The organism is Yersinia ruckeri ATCC 29473 (genome assembly GCF_000754815.1).
Classification (GTDB): domain Bacteria; phylum Pseudomonadota; class Gammaproteobacteria; order Enterobacterales; family Enterobacteriaceae; genus Yersinia; species Yersinia ruckeri.
Genome location: NZ_KN150747.1, coordinates 877,383 through 899,807 on the forward strand (window position 1 = coordinate 877,383; position 22,425 = coordinate 899,807).

The window sequence follows — 22,425 nt, forward strand, 5'->3', positions numbered from 1 at the left end:
ACAAATCATGTAAAACGTCATTTCATTTTTACAGGTTGCTTACTGCCAGAAATTTCTGGCGGTAAGCGTGTCGTTTTACACTTGAACGGCCTCAGATGAGATAGGGACGTCTCTATACCAGGAATATCTCCCCATGACGTTCTATTGGTTTGCACAAGCTGTTGGTGTACTTGCATTTTTTGTTGGTATCACCATGTTTTTCAACCGGGATGAACGACGTTTCAAGCAGCAACTTTCTGTCTACAGCGCGATTATCGGTTGTCACTTTTTTTTGATGGGTGCCAGTGCGGCAGGCAGCAGCGCGGCTCTTAACGCCTTACGAACCCTGATTTCCATGAAAACCCGCAGCCATATTGTCATGGTGGTTTTTATCACTCTGACGTTGGTATTGGGTCTATGGCGTATGCAGCATTGGGTCGAACTGTTACCGATACTGGGTACCGTTGCCAGTACCTGGGCGCTGTTTCGTACACAGGGTTTAACTACCCGCTGTATTATGTGGGGTTCCACCGCCTGTTGGGTGATTCATAACATCTGGCTGGGTTCGATCGGTGGCTCGCTGATCGAAGGTAGTTTTTTGTTGATCAATGGATTTAATATTATTCGCTTCCATCGCCTGCAATTACAGGGTATCGATCCCTTTTTGGCCGAAAAGAAAACGTAAAAAAGGGCGACTTACGCCGCCCTTATTGCGAGTATCATACGAAATTAGCGAGTTGCCAATGGGTCTGGATTAGCCAGCTTAGCATCGTCTGCCTGACAAGCTGCGGCGGTAAACAGGACATCGGTTGAGGAGTTTAGCGCGGTTTCGGCGGAATCCTGCAATACACCAATGATAAAGCCTACGGCAACCACTTGCATGGCAATTTCATTCGGAATACCGAACATATTACAGGCCAAGGGAATCAGTAGTAGCGAACCACCAGCCACACCGGATGCACCACAGGCACAGACGGCAGCAACGATGCTGAGCAGCAATGCTGTCGGCAAGTCTACGGTGATACCCAGCGTATGCACTGCTGCCAGTGTTAGTACGGTAATAGTAATGGCCGCACCGGCCATATTAATGGTGGCACCTAACGGAATGGAAACCGAATAAGTATCTTCGTTTAAATTCAGCTTTTTGCACAACTCCATATTCACCGGAATATTAGCCGCTGAGCTACGGGTAAAGAAGGCGGTAACGCCACTTTCGCGTAGGCAGGCAAAGACCAGAGGGTATGGATTACGACGAATTTTCCAGAATACGATCAATGGATTAACAACTAGCGCCACCAGTAACATACAACCTATCAATACAATAAGTAATTGTATATAACCCAGTAATACGCTGAAGCCGGTTTCTGCCAACGTTGAAGCCACCAAACCGAAAATACCGATTGGCGCAAAGCGAATCACTACCCGCACGACAAAAGTCACGGCGTGAGACATATCCGTAATCAGTGATTTTGTTGAGTCTGCCGCATGGCGCAAAGCAAAACCTAGCCCCACCGCCCAAGCCAGAATGCCGATATAGTTGCCGTTAAGCAGAGCGTTAATTGGGTTGGCTACGATGCTGAGTAACAGCCCTTTCAGTACTTCTACGATGCCGCCTGGTGGGGTGATATCGGCGTTATGCGTTGCCAATACTAATGTGGAAGGGAACATAAAGCTGATGGCCACGGCGATCAATGCGGCAGAGAATGTTCCCAGTAAATACAGAAATAAAATGGGGCGAATACTGGTTTTCTGCCCTTGTTTATGGTTTGCAATAGAAGCCATAACTAGTATCAATACTAATACCGGTGCGACGGCTTTCAGCGCGCCAACAAACAAGGTGCCCAGCAAACCGACTGCAACTGCCGAGGCCGGAGATACGCTAGCTAAAGCAATACCGGCGAGTAGACCAACTAATATCTGTTTAACCAGACTGCCTCGAGATAGGTACGCTATAAGCCCTGATTGTTTATTTTCCATAGTTTTCGATTCTGCCTCTTCCCAGTGAACTTTATGCTGTTGTGTTGGACGGTGTTGCACAGGTTGCATACCTCGGCCGGAACCTGACCGGATATTTTTTCTTCAGACCTGTCACTAACGGTGTTTGCAAGATTGAGTATAAGGAAATGAATAGGGCTGAAAAGAGACAATTGGTAAAATATAATAATGATCACTTTGTATAACATTTTGTTTACATATCTGTGATCGAGATAACATTTGGTCATTAGTGGTATCAGCCAAATAAAGACGGGGTGCTTGGCACCCCGTGTAATAGATTATCAGGCAAGTAGACACAAAATTAGTGAGGGTGCTTTTTATTGTTTGTTAAACGGCTGTCGGCACGATGATTCACCCAAGCGTTAATCATCAGGGTAACCACCAGAATACCGGCCACAACGCCGAGTGAAATACCGATTGGAATATGGAATAGATCGATAATCATCATTTTGGTACCGATAAATACCAAGATTATCGCCAGGCCGTATTTCAGCATAGTGAAACGCTCTGCAACGTTCGCCAATAGGAAATACATCGCCCGTAGGCCAAGAATGGCGAACAGGTTAGAGGTCAAGACGATAAAGGGATCGGTGGTGACGGCAAAGATCGCTGGAATACTATCGACGGCAAAAATAACATCGCTCAGTTCAACTAAAATCAGGACCAACACCAAAGGCGTTGCGTACAACAGCCCATTTTTGCGAATAACAAAACGATCGCCTTGTAGTTCATCAGTCATACGCAAATGGCTGCGAATCCAGCGAACCAGCGGTTTGTCGCCAATAGGGCTGTTATCTTCTTTGGCCAGCGCCATTTTAAGACCGGTAAACAGCAGGAAGGCACCAAAGACATAAAGTATCCAGCTAAACTGGGAAACCAGCCAGCTACCGGCGAAAATCATCCCGGTACGCAGCACGATAGCGCCCAATACGCCGTAAATTAATACCCGACGTTGGAGATTGGCGGGAACGGCAAAATAGCTAAATAACATTAGCCAGACAAAGACGTTATCAACCGCCAAGGCTTTTTCAATCAGATAGCCGGTCAGGAATGCGAGCGCTTGCTTATCTGCAATATCACGTCCTACGCTTTCACTCAGATACCACCAAAAACCGGCGTTAAACAGCATCGCCAGACTGACCCATACCAGTGACCAGGCGGCAGCCTGACGTAGAGTCATGGTTTGAGAACCACGGCGTCCCTGCAGGAACAGGTCAATGGCCAGCATAATGGTTACAACAACGGCAAAACAGCCCCACAGTGCGGGCGTACCAACGGAATTCATCATTAAAGGAACCTCATAAAAAACAAAAACGGCCAACGTCGGAAGACGCCAGCCGCTATGTCTGAGCTGCAAGCAAACCTCGCCTTCCGGCAAGGTCTCACTTACAACACTGATGATGTAAAAGCGTACTCGTCGCTATTACATAATGAGGTTGCCCGGTAACCGGGTGCTTTCGCACCGTAATGACGGCAGACCGGCAATAAGAAGTTACTCCCCTTTGCAGCGCAGAAAATAATGCAAAAGGGTTATCAGGTCAATCTCATTCATCAAATTAGCCGATTAAGCATCTATCCCATTTGGTGGGCACCCCGGTGATGACCAGTCTAAACGAGGGTCGCGCAGAAGACTGTAGCGCACGCAGGGTACGTGAGAATCCCAGATACGACCCTGCTGCAACGTGGCAAATCAAACAGCCTTAAAAGGATAGGCAATTGTCTGCCGGGAACACGATTCCGGTCTGGCTACGAATTTCGGTTTGCAACCGTGCAGTACTGAGTGAAAGAGCCAATCCTGAATGCTCGAATTGATGATTTTCAATCAGATCAGCGAAAACCTCTGCTTCATAGCGCATATTGTTTTCATGCTGTGGCAGCGTCAAATCCTGTTTTTCTTCACCTCTTGGAGTATAGGTTATGCGGTGACACTCGGAGATTCTTTCAATAATCAGTGAGCCTGTTTCGCCCTGAATCTCGCTGGGGATATCCGATTGACTGACTTTAGAGTGAAACAGTACGACGTCAAAATCACCATAGTTCAGGCAAACCGTACCGTGAGCATCCACACCGCTTGGCAGCAGAGTGGCGCTGGCTTGAAGAGTTAATGGTTCTCCCCATAACGCAATGGCACTGGCGAGACAGTAGTAGCCAATATCCATAATTGATCCGTTGGAAAAGGCTGGATTGAAGGTATTCGGATTTTCGCCATCAAGATAGCGCTGATAACGAGAGGAATATTGACAGAAATTAATAAAAGCTTTGCGCAACTTACCCAGTCTGGGCAGAGCTTGTTTCAGTTGAATAAAGTTGGGCAAATAAGCTGTTTTAAACGCTTCGAATAACACAACCTGATGTTGTCTGGCGCAAGCCACCAGCGCTTCAACTTCAGCTAAATTTGAGGCGAGGGATTTCTCACAAATAACGTGTTTTTTATGACTAAGTAGCGTGAGAGCTTGCGAATAATGCAAAGAGTTGGGACTGGCGATATAAACGGCGTCGATATCATCATTGTTGGCTAATTGTTCCAATGAATCAAAACAGGTTTTGATCGCAAATTTATCGCCGAAATCTTGTGCCTGCGCCAGACTGCGTGAGTAAACTGCGGTCAGTTTCATCCGACCACTTTCGTGGGCGGCATCAATAAAACGTTCAGTAATCCAGTTAGTGCCAATCACAGCAAAACGAATCATCGGAAGCTCCGTATCAGTGCTCAATGTGAAACGTTAGGCCGACAGTTAAGACAACCATCGGTCGCGAAAATGAATTGATGCTGGATAACTCAGGCCGATTAAGGGTAAATATTGCCAAACAGAGAAAGCTGAGTCAGATACAGACGAGTATCAAACTCTAACTGATGGTATTCCGGCTCCATATGGCAGCACAAACTGTAGAAGGCCTTATTATGTTCCTTCTCTTTTAAATGAGCTAACTCATGTACCACAATCATTTTCAGAAAAGGTTCGGGTGCATTTTTAAATACCGTCGCCACTCGGATCTCTGCTTTGGCTTTTAGCTTTCCACCCTGGATCCGTGAAATAGAGGTATGTAGCCCCAAAGCGTGCTTCATGACCTGAATTTTACTGTCGTAAGCCACTTTACTAATCGGTTGAGCGTTGCGTAGATACTGGTTTTTTAGGTCAATCGTATATTGATAGAGCGACTTGTCAGTATTGTAATCATGTGGCTGAGGGTAACGGTTATGTAATACCTGTCCCAGACGTTGTTCAGTGATTAGCTGACGAACCTGAGTTTGCAACTGTTCGGGATAACCTTGCAGATAGGTCAGTTCCTGCATTTGAATGCGTCCTGGCTAGGAAAGTTCACGAAAAATGATCACTGTGGCAATTCTCGCGAAGAGAGCTGCATAGTGAAGTTATCCGCCGATAATACCGTTTCCCGCTATATTAAACAAAAAATGTACCGATGCAGGCACGCTTCATTCAACCTTTGCCAGCATCGGTATCCGTGTTAAAAGTGGTACTTGATACCTACACCGGCACTGGTGTCGGAGTAACCCTTTCTTCCGGCTTGATGCCCTAAATTCCCCCAAATATTGAGATTTTTGTCAAAGGTACCCTCAACGCCGATTTTGACTTGCGCAATATTCTTGTTACCCGCTTGCCCAACGCTGGCGTTATCCATGATAATGTCCGCTTTATTATCGTTATGAATCCAGCTTGTTTCTAAATAGGGTTCAACCTGTAGTGTTTGTTTCCCTGACAGAGTATCCATATTGATAATCATATGGCTGCGTAACCCGATATCAGTCATCAGATTACCTTTATGTGATGAGGATACCTGCATTCCGTTGGCTTCAGTATGCTGACCGCCCCTGATTCCCTGCCAGACAACTTTGGCCTTGGGTTGAATAAACAAACTTAATTGTTCCCGTTCCGCCAGCTTAAAGTTATATCCGGTGGATATGGCTGTGGTGAAGCCTTTACTCTGGTATTGCTCGCTAATTGAATTCTGGCTAGTTACGCTATTTTTATACCAGCTGTATTGCGCCAGAATATCAACATAGGCACCGAGTTGGTTGCGATAATCGGCATACCAAGACGTGTAAGCACCGAGGTTATATCCGTGTACTCTTGAATGAGCGCTGTACCCGGTAATATTTGATTGGTTATCCGCCTCACTTTTACCGTAACCGCCAGTTAAGCCGATATATCCACGATCCTTCTCAGTTGCTGACCATTGGCTAAGTGCGTCACCAATTTGAATGGAATAGCGAGTCGCTTTATTATTTAACTGACCTGATGTGTCTTTAAAACGGTGGATACCCTGCATACTTTTCATCCACATATGGGTGGTCATTTTTTCGCCGCTAGTGGGGTCAAGATATTCGCTTTCATTAAAGCGATCCTGTATTTCGCTCATAAACAACGTATTAGCTGCTGCCTGATTGGCGATATAGCCAGCGACTTCAGGACGATACACCCGCATAGCTGAGTTAGCCGCCGCAGGGTCGAGAGAGACTTTATTCGTCAAAGACCAGCGATAATTCCCCGCATCTTGTTGTTTGAGCAAGCGGTAGTCATAAGCACCGACCGTAATTCGCCCTCGTTGAACAAAGTCACCGTCTACCTTGCCATTCACCTCGATGAGTTTGAGTTCATCATCCTGTTCATCCTTGAACCCAGAAAAGAGATTATTATCCACTACGATATAAGTCGTACCTGTTACATTACCATTGATAGTTAAATGCGTTGCTGGGAATTTATTGTTTCCTATTTGTGTTTTTACGTGTATTTCATTATTCTTATCATCAGAAGAATAATTGCCACTCACGTAAATATCATTGGTTTTATTAACGGGGGGGATGATTATTTTTGCTTTGTTATAAAGAGAAAGTCCCTCAATCACAGAATTACCCTTGGTTACCCAATGGCTATTATCGATATCGACCTGCGTCATATTATTAATAGAACCAGTAAATATGGTGGCCGCGTTTATTTCTAACCATTTATTCTTCGGACGATAAATTTCAAAGACAGAGGGTGCGGCCAGTATAAGGTCAGGAAAAGATTCAGAGAGATTAAGACCTTGAATATTACCGTGGTGATTAGCGCCAGCAAGTTCTAACGTCCCAGAATAAACTTGTGTGCCACCATGATAGTTATTTTTTCCGGTTAAGGTGAGTTTGCCTACACCTTGCTTAATCAGCGTTCCTTTTCCTTGTAGATTACTGTTTACGATTTGAGCATCATCTTGAACGAATTTTATTCTACCATTATTGGTTAAAGTGACCGCTGAAGTATCCTCTAAAGTGCCTCCCATATAGAATATAGTATCGCCTCCCAGCGTGATTTTCCCATTTTCGAGCTTCAGTTTCCCCCCCCAGATCATATAAGCATCTTGCTGTACGTCGGCAGTATCTCGTAGTACTGCCTTAGCCGGTTCTCCAACCACATACAGTTGTTTCACACTGGACGAGTCTTGCATAAATAATGTGGCATGATCGTTCACGCTAATTGCATCGGTATGTGCCTGCTGGGATAAATGCATCACGCTATTGTCACTAAGGTGGGCATCAATGATGCCAACCTGGTCTCCGGCGTTAATCTGGCTATCACCATAAGCTTTTAGAACGTCGAGGGTGGATTGATCATTGAGGGTAACCTGATTGCCTTTTTTCGCTGTTTTAAGCGAATCTTCATAGCTATAACCGTGAAAGAACGCGTTTTGGCCTTCCTCTAGTTGGTGAGATGATGATATTCCAGGGCAACTCAGAGAGAAGGAGGTACCTGCCTTGAAACATTCTATTTTTGGGTTAGCAAAGTAGTGAACTATTCTTTGGTTAGCAGAGTAGTGAATATCAATATCAATAGCATTGACGCCAGCGCTATTCATCACCAATAGCGCAGTAGCAACGCTTTTAGTACATAAATTATGACGAAAGATTTGACGCATTCTGGTGTGACATAGTGGTGATTTGACGTGGGACTTTGGTGTTAAAAAATTGCAGACATCCATGAGTTCGTACCTTCCGTGGCTATTATATTGCAGGGCAAGCATAGGAAATTGCTTTTGTCGTTTCGCGTTAATTAGTTCTTTAATTTGTTTCATTAATAATGTATTATCATTACCGGATATATAACCTTGTCGCTTGGAATTAGTGAGCGGATTGTATATTTGCTTATTTCAATTTGATAGCTGCAATATCCTTAGTGAACTAAAAATGGGATAAACTGTAGAATTTTTTGAGGTTTATTCATTATTAAAATATATCCCTATACATCAATTATATAACTATAAGAAGAATTCCCCTCTGGTTAGTCCGTTATCAATAAAACTCTTATTAGTGAAAAAACAATTTACTGATCGCCCGTTTTAGGGGATAAACAGCCCAAATTTATTATTTAGGAGCGGCGATGAGCCAACTCGATTTGGAAACGCAAAGCCTTAGATTGGAACGTTTTCCACAGCAGGAAGATTCAACCAACCTTCAGGCGTGGGAAGCAGCAGATGAATATCTGTTAAAAAACATCGACATCAGTAAAGCTGCCGGGCGTCCGGTGCTGCTGTTTAACGATCAGTTTGGTGCTTTGGCCTGTGCATTACACGCGTCTAATCCATATAGCATCAGCGATTCCTACATGAGTCAGCTGGGTACCGCGCATAATTTGCGGTTGAACCGTCTGGATGAAGATGCGGTGACCTTGCTGAGCTGCATGGATGCCTTACCCGACGCACCGGCGCTGGTGGTGATCAAGATTCCTAAGGCTCTGGCATTGCTGGAACATCAGTTACAGGCGCTGCGCCGTGTGGTAGCACCGGATACCGTTATTATTGCCGGTGCTAAAGCTCGCGATGTACACAATTCCACTCTGCAACTGTTTGAGCGAATTTTAGGCCCAACCAAAACCAGTCTGGCGTGGAAAAAAGCCCGTTTGATTCACTGTGAAGTTGCCGATTTGCCGTTGACTGAAACGCTGGAAACAGCGGATTGGCCATTGGGTGGCACTGATTATGTAATTCATAATCACGCTAACGTTTTCTCTCGCAACAATTTGGATATTGGCGCGCGTTTCTTTATGGAAAACCTGCCATATAACCTGAGTGGCAAAATGGCTGATTTGGGCTGTGGTAACGGTGTTGTCGGGTTGATTGCCGTCGAGCAGAATCCTGATGCCGAGATGTTGTTCGTGGATGAGTCTTATATGGCGGTGGCATCCAGCCGTTTGAATATTGAACGCAACCTACCACAGGATCTGGCACGCTGTGACTTTATGGTGAGCCATGGTCTGGCTGGTGTCGAGCGAGAAAGTTTGCAGATGGTATTTTGCAACCCTCCTTTCCATCAGCAACATACGGTCAGCGACCATGTGGCCTGGCAGATGTTTTGTGATGCAAAACGTTGCTTGAAAACCGGCGGTGAGTTGATGATCGTCGGTAACCGTCATTTGGATTATTACCATAAGCTGAATCGCCTATTTGGCAACTGTGAAACCATTGACTCCAATCAGAAGTTTGTGGTGCTGAAAGCAGTGAAAACCAGCTCTGGCTCTCGCCATGAAGGTGGTGGTTCCGGTAGCCTGGATATGTCGTACAGCGATTTCTAATCGCGGGGTAGGGAGCTGACAACTCCTCCCCTGCCGTTGACGAACCCCACTTTGGGTGGGGTTCTGTTTATTTCGCGACCTAAAGTCGCGATCGCGATATTTTTTCTCTGCCACTTTATTTTGTCAGATGGCAAGTGCCAAACGGGTACCTTGATCGATGGCTCGCCGTGCATCCAGTTCCACCGCCACATCTGCGCCGCCAATCAAATGCACCGGTTTCCCCATATCCAGCAGCGGCTGGTAAAGTTCTCGGCGTGGTTCCTGTCCGGCACAAATAATCACGGTATCCACTGGCAGACAGCTTGATTGTTCTGCTCGGGTAATGTGCAAACCTTCATCATCAATACGATCATAACTGACGCTGTTAAGCATTTTAACACCCCGCATCGCTAAACTGGCACGGTGAATCCAGCCAGTCGTCTTTCCTAACCCATCGCCAACTTTACTTGTTTTACGTTGCAACAAGAATATCTGTCGTGGAGACGCTGGAAGTGCTGGGCCTTGTGGATCAAGGCCTCCTCGGTGTTCCAGACGCTGATCGATTCCCCATTCGGTATTGAATGCCTGGCTATCCAGACTGGTAGATTCCCCCGATTGGCTGAGATATTCGGCGGTATCAAAGCCGATCCCTCCGGCACCAATAATGGCTACTCGTGCTCCAACGGGTTTTTTATCCCGTAGTACATCAATATAGGTGAGCACTTTGGCATGATGAATGCCTTCGATTATCGGGAGTCGAGGCATGATACCGCAGGCAAGAATCACTTCATCAAACCCGACCAATTCTTCGGCTTGTACCGGTTTGCCCAACATTTGAGTGACGCCTTGGATGTCCAACTGTCGACGGAAATAGCGCAGAGTTTCATTAAACTCTTCTTTACCGGGAATCTGGCGGGCAATATTGAATTGGCCACCAATATCATCGGCAGCTTCAAATAAAGTGACCTGATGCCCCCGACTGGCGGCAGTGATAGCAAAAGACAAACCTGCCGGGCCGGAACCGACAACCGCCAACCGCTTGGGTACCGATGTAACAATAACCGGCATTTCACTTTCGCGACAGGCGCGTGGGTTGACCAGGCAAGAAGTGAGTTTGCCTTCAAAAATCTGATCGAGGCAAGCTTGATTACAGCCGATGCAGGTGTTGATTTCATCGGCTCGACCTTCTGCAGCTTTTTGGACAAATGCCGGATCTGCGAGGAATGGGCGAGCCATCGAAACCATATCGGCACAGCCGTCAGCCAGAACCTGCTCCGCGACCTCTGGATCATTTATTCGGTTAGTGGTGATTAACGGGATGGTTACTTTTCCCATCAATTTACGGGTAACCCAACTGAAACCGGCCCTTGGTACCATGGTCGCAATCGTGGGAATTCGAGCTTCATGCCACCCGATGCCGGTATTTATCAAGGTTGCGCCTGCTTGTTCAATCGCCAGTGCCAGTTGTTCAATTTCCTGCCAATCGGAGCCTTCCTCCACCAGATCCAACATGGATAAACGATAAATAAGGATAAATTCTGTACCCGCAGCCTGACGTACTGCTCGGACGATTTCCACGGCAAAACGCATACGGTTCTCAAAGCAGCCACCCCATTCATCGGTACGCTGATTGGTTCTGGCGGCCAGAAACTGGTTGATCAGATAACCTTCGGAACCCATGATTTCCACGCCGTCGTAACCGGCTTGCTGGGCGAGCTTGGCGCAGTGAGCAAAATCAGCAATGGTTTGCTCGATCTCCACTGCGGTTAATGCTTGCGGTGGAAACGGGTTAATCGGGGCTTGCAACGCGGATGGTGCTACAGGGTGTTTCTGATAACTGTAACGTCCAGCATGGAGGATTTGCAGCGCGATTTTTCCACCGGCCTGATGGACGGCATCGGTAACCACTCGATGATGGGCGATTTGGCCTTCCTCAGTCAGCATCGATCCTCCCTGATAAACGACCCCTTTTTTATTCGGGGCAATACCGCCGGTAACAATCAGGCTGACGCCCGCAGCGGCTCGCTCGGCATAGAATCGCGCCATACGTTGTGGGCCATTGGGCAACTCTTCCAGACCGGTATGCATAGAGCCCATCAGTACGCGGTTTTTTAACGTGGTAAAACCGAGGTCAAGCGGGGCGAGTAGATTAGGGTAGGCGATCATTGCAGTCTCCATCGAGTGTTTGGGTTATATCAGATACCACCAAACCATTATTGTTATTTATCTCTCTGACCTAGGCTCACTTCAGTGGTCGGATGAGATTTTTATTTCAATCTAGACGTTGCAGTGTAGCTTGGGAAATTTCTCTGTGGCGAATGTGATATCCGTCATGAATATGCTGGATATATACATTGACGCAGGCACTGCCGGTGGGCGAACTAAAATGAAAACGGCGCCGACACTGCTAATGCCTTGGGTTATTTGACTAATGAGAGAATTTAAGGTTTTCCAATAATAACCGTGCTTTATCAATTAGCGACTTATTTCTATTTTCTATAGAAATTCAAAATAATAGTATCTTTATTTATTGGGTAAGATATTTCTTGTTTTTTTATATTTTTTTATTGGTATTAAAATCATATTGTAAATAACCCTGGTGTGGGCATAATACATTAAACTTTTTATTCTATTTATTATCTTCCCCAGCTGGGAAAATAAGGATATGCCCCGTGCTGCGTTATTTGTATATTACATTAATAGCCTGCTTACTATTGCCAGTGATGGTTATTTCACGCGTCGGTTATGGCGCGGAATTAACGCCTATTCAACAACAGGATATTCATCAACAGGAACGGCAACGGGCGTTGGAACAGCGTTTGGCTCCACCGGCACCGGATGTGCGTTTGTCTGCGTCTTCCGCTTCCTTTGGTCGCATTTCCTTCCCCGTTGAGAAACCCTGCTTCGTTATTGACCGCATTACCCTCAGCGGCACCGAGCCTTTACCCCACTGGTTGCCACTGCAACGCCTTGCCGATCAGGCGCAAGGCCAGTGTTTGGGCGGACAGGGCATTAATCTGCTGATGAGCCAATTGCAAAACCGCCTGATCGACCATGGCTATGTAACGACGCGAGTTTTGGCTCCGCGACAGGACTTGAACAGCGGCACTCTGGCGTTACAAATTGTACCCGGAAAAATACGCCATGTTGAGCTGAAACCCGGCAGTGACCGTCATGTCACGCTATTCAGTGCCTTCCCCGCTCGTCCCGGTAACCTATTGGATTTACGCGATATCGAACAAGGGCTGGAGAATCTACAGCGCGTCCCCACCGTGCAAGCCAGCATGGAATTGGTTCCCGGCGCTGCCCCAGGAGAGACGGATATCGCCCTGAGCTGGCAGCAGAGCAAAATATGGCGGCTGGCGGCTTCACTGGATGACTCAGGCACCCGCAGCACCGGTCGTTATCAGGGCGGTGCGACCCTGTTTCTGGATAACCCGCTCTCTCTGAGTGACCTGTTTTATGTCTCTGCGGGTGGCTCAATAAAAAATCGCGGCGAGAAAGGCACCAATAACCTCACCGGTCACTACTCACTGCCGTTCGGTTACTGGACCGCGGGCATCACTGCCAGCAGCTATGACTATCACCAAACCGTGGCGGGCCTGAATGGTGATATCCGATACAGCGGTGACAGTGAGAATGTGACGCTGCAACTTAGCCGCCTGCTGCACCGCAATGCCAGCCAGAAAACCACCCTGACTTACGATGTGCTGACCCGTTCGTCGAAAAACTTTATCAATGACACTGAAATCGAAGTGCATCGCCGCCGCACCTCAGCCTGGCGCGTTGGCCTGCAACACCGCCACTTTATTTCGCAGGCCACGCTGGATGCCGGTGTCAGCTACCAGCGCGGCACCCGCTGGTTGGGTGCGGTACCCGCACAGGAAGAATATCTCGGTGAAGCCACCGCCCTGAGCAAAATTTTGCGGCTGAATGCGCAGTTGGATATTCCTTTTGCCGTCCAAAAACAAAACTTCCATTACAACCTGCAATACCAGCGCCAAAGCACCAACACGCCATTGACGCCACAGGATCAGTTCGCCATCGGTGGCCGCTGGTCAGTGCGTGGCTTTGATGGTGAACGCACGCTGAACGCCGACCGTGGCTGGACGGTGCGCAATGATCTGGGCTGGTATACCCCGCTGCCGGGGCATGAGCTGTATGTTGGCGTGGATTACGGTGAGGTCAGCGGTCGCAGTGCCCCTTATCTGCTGGGCCACCATCTGGCCGGTAGCGTCGTCGGGGTGCGTGGCACTGTGCTGAATACCCGCTATGACCTGTTTGCTGGCAAACCGCTGTCTCAACCTGATGGCTTCAACGTCGACTCGGTGACGGTGGGTTTTAACCTGAACTGGCAATACTGATGCACCTTATTAACGCTTTACTCTCTGGGATGAGATATGAATAAGAACCTGTACCGTATCGTGTTCAACAAAGCTCGAGGCATGTTGATGGTGGTGGCGGATATTGCGGCCTCCGGTCGAGTCACCTCCTCTGCGTCATCCGGCGTTGGGCACACGCAACGTCGCTGCATCAGTGCCTTATCCTCGCTGAGTTTTAGCCTGTTACTGGCCTTGGGCTGCGTCTCGTTATCCGCACAAGCCAATATTGTCGCCGATGCCCGTGCGCCGGGCAATCAGCAGCCAACCATTATCAGCAGTGCCAATGGTACACCACAGGTCAATATCCAGACACCCAGCAGTGGTGGCGTTTCCCGTAATGTTTACAGCCAGTTTGATGTCGATCATCGCGGCGCTATCCTCAATAACGGCCACGGAATAAACCAGACCCAACTCGGTGGTTTTGTTAACGGCAACCCGTTGCTGGCGCGGGGTGAGGCCAGCGTTATCCTCAACGAAGTCAACAGTCGCGATCCGAGCCAACTGAATGGTTATATCGAAGTGGCAGGGCGCAAAGCGCAGGTGGTGATCGCCAATCCTGCCGGCATTACCTGTGAGGGCTGTGGTTTTATCAACGCCAATCGTGCGACGCTAACTACCGGTCAGGCACAGCTCAATAACGGCCAGATCACCGGCTACGATGTGGATCGGGGCGAAATTATTGTGCGGGGCGCGGGCATGGACAGCAGCCGTCAAGATCATACCGATTTGATCGCCCGTTCCGTCAAAGTGAATGCCGGTATCTGGGCCAATGACCTGAAAGTCAGCGCCGGGCGCAATCAGGTGGATGCCGCGCACCAGAACATCAATGCCAAAGCCAGCGATGGCAGCGTTCGCCCTACGGTAGCAGTGGATGTTGCCAGCTTGGGCGGTATGTACGCCGGTAAAATCCGCCTGATCGGCACTGAAAGTGGTGTTGGGGTGCGTAATGCGGGCGAGATAGGGGCGTCAGCGGGCGATATCACCATAACCGCCGATGGCATGCTGATCAACAGCGGCCAGATCAACAGTGCTCAACAACTGGCGGTGAAGACCTCAACGGGCATAGAGAACGCGGGTGCGCTTTATGCGCAGGGCAATAACCAGCTCACCACTGCGGGCACGTTGAGCAACAGTGGCACCATCGCGGCGGCGGGTGATACCTCACTGCGCGCGGCAGAAGTCAATAGTAGCCGCAACTCGGTACTGGGTGCCGGCGTCAAGTCCGACAACAGCGCGATCACCAGTGGCACCTTGCGCGTTGATGCCAGCGGGATGTTAACCGCCCAAGGAAAAAATATTAGCGGCACGGCGCTAGCGCTTAACGCACGCAGTCTCGATCTTGGCGGCAGTCAAACTCAAAGCCGTGACCTAACACTTACTGCGCAAAGTGGGGATATCGATCTCACTGGCGCGAATCTGTCCGCTAGCCACCACCTGTCTGTCTCGACCACTGATCTATTACGCACCGACAAGGCCAACGTGATGGCCGAGCAGATGGCGCTTGATGCACACACATTGTCCAATATTGACGGCGTGATCGCGCAAACCGGGGCGGCAGATTTCAATCTGAAGCTGCCGGGTTATCTGGATAACCGGGGCGGTAGCCTGATCGCCAAAGGCAATCTGGGGATCGACGCGGCGCGGCTGGATAGCAACGGTAACAGCCTGCTGGGCGCGGGTGTACAAAGCGATGGCAAACTGACGGCCACGGGTGATCTGGCGGTGGCAACCGGTGATGACTTGATTGCACAGGGGCAAACGGTCGCCGCCGGTGCACTGACTTTGTCGGGTAGCCAGCTTGATCTGACCGACGGCCGAGTGCAGGCGCGGGAGATGCAGTTGACGGCGACGGCGGGCGATATTGTGTTAACCGGTGCAAAAGTGAACGCGACGGACACCTTATCGGCGAAGACCGGGCAGACGCTGCACAGCGACAAGGCCCATCTGACGGCTGAACAGATCGAGATGACCGCCGGGTCACTCTCCAACGTGGACGGGCAGATAATCCAGACCGGTCGTGGTGATTTCCACCTGAATCTCCCCGGCGAGCTGGATAACCGGGGCGGAGTGCTGCTGGCGGCCGGTAACATGCGACTGCAAGCCGACAAGCTGACCAGTAACGACCACAGCCTGCTCGGTGCCGGGATACACGCGGATGGCCGTCAGGCAGACCGCGGGAATTTGCAGGTCAACACGGCGCAGGCGCTGATGGCGCAGGGGCAGAATGTGGCGGTGGACGCCCTGACGCTCTCCGGTAGCCAGATTGATCTCACCGGCAGCCAGACTCAGGCCAGCAATATTGCGCTGACCGCCCGTGACGGTGATGTTGTGACCCGTGAGGCGACGGTGCTCACCCCCGGGACTTTGGCGATCACCGCTGCGGCCAACCGGGAGCAAAATCTGGATAACCGCGGCGGGAAACTGCATGCCAACAATCTCCGGCTGGATCTGGCGCGATTGGATAACGGTCACGGAGAAATTGCTGCCGCGACCGACGCGTGGATCGCGCTGCAACGTGATTTTACCCATCAGGTGGGGACGCGTTTAACCGCGGGACGGGATCTGGTATTGCACAGCGCGGGGGCGTTGATTAATCAGCATAAACTGGAAGCCGGGCGAGATATGCAAGTCACCGCGGATCGGATCAGCAATGCGGATACCCACAGCGGCCTGCTGGCTGGTCGGGACATCTCATTGCACAGCGACAGCCTGTTTAACCGCGGGGCAATCTATGCCACCCATCGCGGGCAATTTACCGTGAACGGTAACGCTGAAAACCACGGAGAGATTTATACCGAACAACCGCTGACCTTCACCACCTCCGGCAATCTGGTTAACCGTGGCGTGCTGCAAACGGGTGAAGAGATGCAGTTATCGACACAGGGCGATCTCAACAATAGCGGCACGCTGTACGCTGGCGGTGACCAGATGCAGTTGTCGATCAACGGTAACCTGAGCAATGCCGGCAGCCTGTATGCAGCCCACGGGAGTCTGGATCTGCTGACTGATGGTGATCTGGCCAACAGCGGCAGCCTGTACGCCGGTGGGAACGGCAAGTTCACCACGCACGGCAACGGGGTTAACAGCGGCTCGGTTTATAGTCAGGGCGCACTACAGTGGCAGGCTGGCGGGAAGGTTGCCAACAGCGGTTCCCTTGCTGCGCTGGGTGATCTCCAACTGCACGCTAACGACTTACTTGGCACCCATCAATCCTTGATAGGGGCGGGATTGAAATCTGATGGCAACCGAGCCAGTAGCGGTGATTTGACGGTCAGCACGGAGCAAGGCCTGGTGGCTGAAGGGCAAAATATCGCCGCCGGACAGGTTGCGCTATCGGGGCGCGACATTGATTTAACTGGCAGTCAGACACAGGGGCATGCCATCAGTCTCGTAGCCCAATCTGGCGATATCACCTTGACTGATGCGGTGGTCAACGCGGCTACGACGCTGTCTGCCCGAACGGCCGCGCGGCTGCGCACCGACAAAGCTAACGTGATGGCCGAGCAGATGGCGCTTGATGCACACACATTGTCCAATATTGACGGCGTGATCGCGCAAACCGGGGCGGCAGATTTCAATCTGAAGCTGCCGGGTTATCTGGATAACCGGGGCGGTAGCCTGATCGCCAAAGGCAATCTGGGGATCGACGCGGCGCGGCTGGATAGCAACGGTAACAGCCTGCTGGGCGCGGGTGTACAAAGCGATGGCAAACTGACGGCCACGGGTGATCTGGCGGTGGCAACCGGTGATGACTTGATTGCACAGGGGCAAACGGTCGCCGCCGGTGCACTGACTTTGTCGGGTAGCCGAGTCGATCTGACCGATGGTCAGATGCAAGCCCGCGAGATTAAGATCTCCGCCAACAAGGGGGATGTGACCACTCAACGTGCCAATATGGTTTCTCTTGGTTCTCTGACCATTAATGCCGGGGCGAACTTGGGACAAACTCTCAATAACCAAGGCGGCACGCTCCAAGCGAATAACATCTATTTGAACCTTGGTCGGTTTGATGGCAGTGAGGGAAATATAAGAGCCAGTCAGGATCTGACAATTGGTTTACAAAGTGATTTTAGTCACTTGGCTGACTCCAAACTACAGGCTGGGCGTGATTTAACCTTTACAACCACGGGAGCCTTAACGAATGACGGGCAATTGGTGGCGGGGCGAAAACTTAGTACCAAAACCAATAGCTTACTGAATAATGGGAAAATCCTTGCGGTTGAAGCCAATCTCAGAACGGTAGGCGCCATGATTAACCAAGGGGAAATATTAACGAGTGGTTGGCTCGCTAGCGACACCAACACCTTGTTCAACAGTGGCAGCATCATTGGTGCAGAGGTCGAGCTTAAAGCGCGGGAGCGCATGACCAACTCAGGTACTAAGGCACTGATTGGCGCAACGGATGAAAAGGGCACCTTGGCGTTGCTGGCACCGGTGATTGAAAATAGTGATACCGTCACTAACACGGACACATCACCGAGTACGACCATTTTAGGTATGGGCAAAGTGGTGCTGGCGGGAGGACAGGATAATAGCGGTAATTATCAGACTGCGGCTCAGATTCTTAACCTTTCAGGCCTGATTGAATCAGGAAAAGATCTGCTGATTTACGCTAACACGCTGACTAACCGTCGTCATGTTTTAACCGCCAATACACAATTTGTGGCGGGCGATACGGTGAATGGTACGGCTTACTGGACGCCACAAAACCCGGATATCCCCGGAGGACGCTATATCGAGCCACCTCACGGTGGGAAAAATAATAGTTCTTACATCAACACTAGCTATACATCGACAACATCCTATAACAGCATCGATAAGATCAGCCCTGAGGCACAACTGTTAGCTGGCGGCAACTTGACTCCACATGTTGGTACCCTAGAAAATTACTGGAGTAAAGTGAGCGCTCAGGGAGAGATTAATCTCACCGGTGTTGCACTGCAACAAGACGGTTGGGGAAGTCAACAACGCCTGATCGAAAAGGTAATATCGAAAGGCTATTACCATTACCGAACCTATAAAGGCCGTTTGTGGACTAACGGTTGGGGTCCTGAAGTAAAAGAACGTCCTAGCACCCAATATGCCTCAAGTCTTACGGCAAAAACACTGACTGGCAGTGGTACCGTGATTAACAACGGGGCGAATCCCGGATCCATTGCCTCGCCAGCGAGCCGTGATAGCACAGGGAAAAATATTACAGTCGAGTTTAATGGCGTTTCCTTGACGCTGCCCAGCGGTGGGTTGTATCGGCTTAATACAGATAAAGGTGATTATGCACCAGAGCCTGACGGTGGGCTTTCTTTTGCGAATGTCAATACGCCTTCCACTCTTGATTCCACGGGCAAGCGCTTTGATTCTCAGCAAACAACGGCGGTGTCATTAACGCCATCAACGGGTGAACTACAGCAGGTCAACGCTGTGGGTGGGAAATATGAACCGGATCCTGAAGGGGCGTTATCTTTTGCATCGCTCAGCAGTCCTTCATTTGTTGACTCTACTGGTCAGCAGCTAAATTCCAATCAGTCTCAAGGGCTCAACCGATCGAATCTTTCGATGCCTAACCGTGCGGTGGGCGGAGGTTATCTGATAGAAACCAACCCGGCGTTTGCCAATCTGAATCACTGGAAAGGGTCGGATGCTTATTTGCAGACGTTAAATAACGATCCTTCACTGATACACAAACGTTTGGGCGATAATATGTATGAACAACGTCTGGTACGGGATCAGGTATTGGCGTTGACGGGTAAAACCGTTGCCAGTGATTATCGCAGTGCTCAGGAACAGTTCGAGCAGCTCTTTGCCGCTGGTGCGCAGTACAGTAAAAGGTTCAATCTTTCACCCGGTACGCACCTCAGTGCCGAGCAGATGGCGACATTAACCGACAATATCGTGCTGATGGAAACCCGGGAAGTCGCCGGGCAAACCGTGCTGGTGCCGGTGGTGTATCTGGCGCGAGTGAAACCGGGGGAACTGCATGCCAATGGGGCATTGATCGCGGCTGATAATATTGAATTAACCGATGTACAAGGGTTAACCAATCAAGGTGCGATCAAAGCGACAGACAACCTGCGTATTGGCATGGCAAAAGATATCATACTGAATAGCCGTGGCGGATTACTTCAGGCGGGTAATAACCTGCAGCTCAGTACACTGAACAGCGATATTGACCTGACCAGCGCGCGGATCAATGCCACCAACCTGCAACTGGACAGCGGGCGCGATGTCATCCTGCGCACTGCCGGTGATCAGCTCAGTAGCAATAATGGTGTGGTACAGCGCACTCAAACCGTTCTGGGGCCGCTGGCGAGCATCAATATCAGCAATAACGCGGTGATCAATACCGAACGCGACTTTATTCAGCAAGGCGCTGGCCTCAATGTCGGCCAAGATCTTCAGGTCAATACCGGCGGCGGCTGGATCCTGAATACCGTACAAAGCAGCGACCAGATAAGTGCGAATTATGGTTATGGCCGTTCGACCAGTGAGCATATCCGCCATCTGGGCAGCGAGGTGAATGTCGGCGGTGCGCTAACGGCCAAGGTAGACAATTTTACTGCCGTAGGCGCGCGGATTAATGCAGGCAATATTCATCTGCAAGCGCAGAATATTGACCTCAGTGCTGCCAGTGACCGCTTGCAGGTGACGGGGAGTTCCTCAAGTAAACGCCATACCAGCAGTGTGAATCTCTATGATGAAACGCTGCTGGGTAGCGAATTGATCTCAAAAGGGAATATCCATCTACAGGCGGTACGAGATATCAATCTGAGTGCCAGCAAAGTGGAGACTGAGGGTGCCATGAAGCTGGCTGCTGGCGGGGATGTCACGCTCACCACCCAGACTGAACAGCATGACGCACAGCGCAATCATACCGGTAAGAGTAAAGGGCTGGCATCGACGACGACCACCCGTACCGAAGACAGCCTGAGCCAGAGGCTGGCGGTCGGCTCGATGCTGTCGGCGGGGACTATCGATGTCAGCGGCAAAAATATCGCGGTCACCGGCAGTCACGTGGTGGCAGACAAAGAGATTAACCTGCGGGCAAAAGAAAACATTACCGTGGGCACCGCGCAGCAAAGCGAGAGCGAGTCTCACCTGTTCGAGCAGAAAAAATCCGGCCTGATGACCACTGGCGGGATAGGTATTACGGTCGGCAGTAACAGCAATAAAGTGACGGATAACGGTAAAACCTTCTCCAGCGTGGGCAGTATGGTTGGCAGCGTGCAGGGCAATGTCAACATGACCGCCGGTGAAGACCTGCGGGTGCAAGGCTCCGACGTGTTAGCCGGTAAAGACATCCATCTGACCGGTAAAAATGTCGCTATTGTGGCGGCGGAGAATCAGCTTAGCCAGACTCATAGCGTCGAACAAAAACAGAGTGGCCTGACGCTGGCCTTGTCCGGCCCGGTGGGCAGTGCCATTAATACCGCCGTCACCACCGCCAAAGCCGCCAGTGAAGAGAGCAATGGTCGGTTGGCCGCGCTGCAAGGTATTAAAGCAGCATTGAGTGGAGTGCAGGCGGTGCAGGCAGGCCAACTGGTGCAGGCGGAAGGGGGTGATACTGCCAGCATGTTCGGTATTAGTGCCTCATTAGGTTCACAAAAATCGTCCTCGCAACAACATCAGGAACAGACCAGCGTGGCGGGCTCGACCCTGACGGCGGGCAACAACCTGAGCGTGATGGCCACCGGTGAGGGGAACTCGGCGAACAGTGGCGATATCCTGATTGCGGGCAGCCAGCTTAAGGCCGGTGGCGATACCACGCTGGATGCGGCGCGTGATGTATGGCTACTCGGTGCCGCCAATACGCAAAAAACCGACGGCAGTAATCGCAGCAGCGGCGGCAGCGTGGGTGTCAGTCTGGGCATGGGGGGTTCTGGCAGCGGCCTGAGTGTCTTCGCCAACGCCAACAAAGGTCAGGGACGCGAGCGCGGCGACGGCACCTTCTGGAGTGAAACCCAGGTCGACAGTGGCGGCACGCTGTCACTGCACAGTGGTCGTGATACGTCACTCATCGGCGCTCAAGCGAGTGGGGAAAGCATCAAGGCCGATGTGGGGCGTGACTTGTTGCTGCAAAGCCAGCAGGACAGCGATAATTATGATGCGAAGCAGACCAGCACCAGCGGCGGCATCAGCATGGCGGTGGTCGGCGGCGGCGGCTCTGCCAACCTGAGCATGAGTCGCGACAAGCTGCACAGCAACTATGATAGTGTACAGGAGCAGACTGGGTTCTTTGCAGGCAAAGGCGGCTTTGATATCACCGTCGGCGAGCATACTCAGTTAGATGGCGCTGTAATTGCCAGCACCGCGGACAAGAGCAAGAACAGCCTTGACACGGGTACACTGGGCTTCAGCAATATTGAAAACAAAGCCGATTTCAAGGCTGAACATCAGGGCGGGAGTTTGAGCACTGGCGGGCCGGTGGGTTCTGACCTGTTGAGCAATCTGGGCGGTGTGGCATTGTCAGGGCTGGGCAATGACGGCCATGCCGAGGGCACCACGCAGGCGGCAGTCGCGGATGGCAGCAT

At 50.5% G+C, this 22,425-nt stretch carries 10 protein-coding genes; 4 read left to right on the forward strand and 6 right to left on the reverse strand.

Translation table 11 applies throughout. From position 1 onward, the window contains the following. The first annotated feature begins 133 nt into the window (after positions 1 to 133). Complete coding sequence (locus DJ39_RS03920) at positions 134 to 664, forward strand: YgjV family protein (RefSeq protein WP_004722562.1); 531 nt, start codon at positions 134 to 136, stop codon at positions 662 to 664. A 44-nt stretch (positions 665 to 708) separates the two neighbouring features. Here DJ39_RS03920 and sstT read toward each other — a convergent pair whose 3' ends face one another. The 5 genes from sstT to DJ39_RS17090 all read right to left on the reverse strand — a co-directional run bounded on the left by sstT (position 709) and on the right by DJ39_RS17090 (position 8,043). Continuing rightward, entirely contained in the window at positions 709 to 1,956 is a 1,248-nt protein-coding gene (gene sstT / locus DJ39_RS03925; protein ID WP_004722559.1) for a serine/threonine transporter SstT, read from the reverse strand. A gap of 319 nt (positions 1,957 to 2,275) precedes the next feature. After that, entirely contained in the window at positions 2,276 to 3,262 is a 987-nt protein-coding gene (locus DJ39_RS03930) for a TerC family protein (RefSeq protein ID WP_038241141.1), read from the reverse strand. A gap of 412 nt (positions 3,263 to 3,674) precedes the next feature. Continuing rightward, the gene (locus tag DJ39_RS03935; RefSeq protein WP_004722556.1) at positions 3,675 to 4,664 is read right to left on the reverse strand and encodes a Gfo/Idh/MocA family protein; all 990 of its coding nucleotides are present in this window, start codon (positions 4,662 to 4,664) and stop codon (positions 3,675 to 3,677) included. A gap of 98 nt (positions 4,665 to 4,762) precedes the next feature. Continuing rightward, positions 4,763 to 5,269: a M48 metallopeptidase family protein gene (locus DJ39_RS03940; protein ID WP_004722554.1), complete on the reverse strand. Its 507-nt coding sequence runs from the start codon at positions 5,267 to 5,269 to the stop codon at positions 4,763 to 4,765. 173 nt (positions 5,270 to 5,442) lie between these two features. Continuing rightward, entirely contained in the window at positions 5,443 to 8,043 is a 2,601-nt protein-coding gene (locus tag DJ39_RS17090) for an autotransporter outer membrane beta-barrel domain-containing protein (RefSeq protein ID WP_049688231.1), read from the reverse strand. A 305-nt stretch (positions 8,044 to 8,348) separates the two neighbouring features. Between DJ39_RS17090 and rlmG the strand changes: the two genes are divergently transcribed. After that, a complete protein-coding gene (gene rlmG / locus DJ39_RS03950; protein ID WP_004722549.1) occupies positions 8,349 to 9,539 on the forward strand; it encodes a 23S rRNA (guanine(1835)-N(2))-methyltransferase RlmG in 1,191 nt (396 codons plus the stop codon). Positions 9,540 to 9,662: 123 nt separating this feature from the next. Here rlmG and DJ39_RS03955 read toward each other — a convergent pair whose 3' ends face one another. Continuing rightward, on the reverse strand, positions 9,663 to 11,684 hold the full coding sequence (locus tag DJ39_RS03955) for an oxidoreductase (RefSeq protein ID WP_004722548.1): 2,022 nt from the start codon (positions 11,682 to 11,684) through the stop codon (positions 9,663 to 9,665). Positions 11,685 to 12,190: 506 nt separating this feature from the next. Between DJ39_RS03955 and DJ39_RS03960 the strand changes: the two genes are divergently transcribed. Continuing rightward, a complete protein-coding gene (locus DJ39_RS03960; protein ID WP_004722544.1) occupies positions 12,191 to 13,882 on the forward strand; it encodes a ShlB/FhaC/HecB family hemolysin secretion/activation protein in 1,692 nt (563 codons plus the stop codon). Between the two features lie 36 nt (positions 13,883 to 13,918). Then, positions 13,919 to 22,425 (forward strand): two-partner secretion domain-containing protein (locus tag DJ39_RS03965; RefSeq protein ID WP_038251148.1); only part of this gene is annotated, 8,507 nt, incomplete at its 3' end.

Excerpts from the sequence above, each read along its gene's own strand:
- DJ39_RS03920 (WP_004722562.1), top strand. The coding sequence starts at position 134 with ATGACGTTCTATTGGTTTGCACAAGCTGTTGGTGTACTTGCATTTTTT.
- DJ39_RS03955 (WP_004722548.1), bottom strand. The coding sequence starts at position 11,684 with ATGATCGCCTACCCTAATCTACTCGCCCCGCTTGACCTCGGTTTTACC.
- DJ39_RS03940 (WP_004722554.1), bottom strand. The coding sequence starts at position 5,269 with ATGCAGGAACTGACCTATCTGCAAGGTTATCCCGAACAGTTGCAAACT.
- DJ39_RS03930 (WP_038241141.1), bottom strand. The coding sequence starts at position 3,262 with ATGATGAATTCCGTTGGTACGCCCGCACTGTGGGGCTGTTTTGCCGTT.
- rlmG (WP_004722549.1), top strand. The coding sequence starts at position 8,349 with ATGAGCCAACTCGATTTGGAAACGCAAAGCCTTAGATTGGAACGTTTT.
- DJ39_RS17090 (WP_049688231.1), bottom strand. The coding sequence starts at position 8,043 with ATGAAACAAATTAAAGAACTAATTAACGCGAAACGACAAAAGCAATTT.
- sstT (WP_004722559.1), bottom strand. The coding sequence starts at position 1,956 with ATGGAAAATAAACAATCAGGGCTTATAGCGTACCTATCTCGAGGCAGT.
- DJ39_RS03935 (WP_004722556.1), bottom strand. The coding sequence starts at position 4,664 with ATGATTCGTTTTGCTGTGATTGGCACTAACTGGATTACTGAACGTTTT.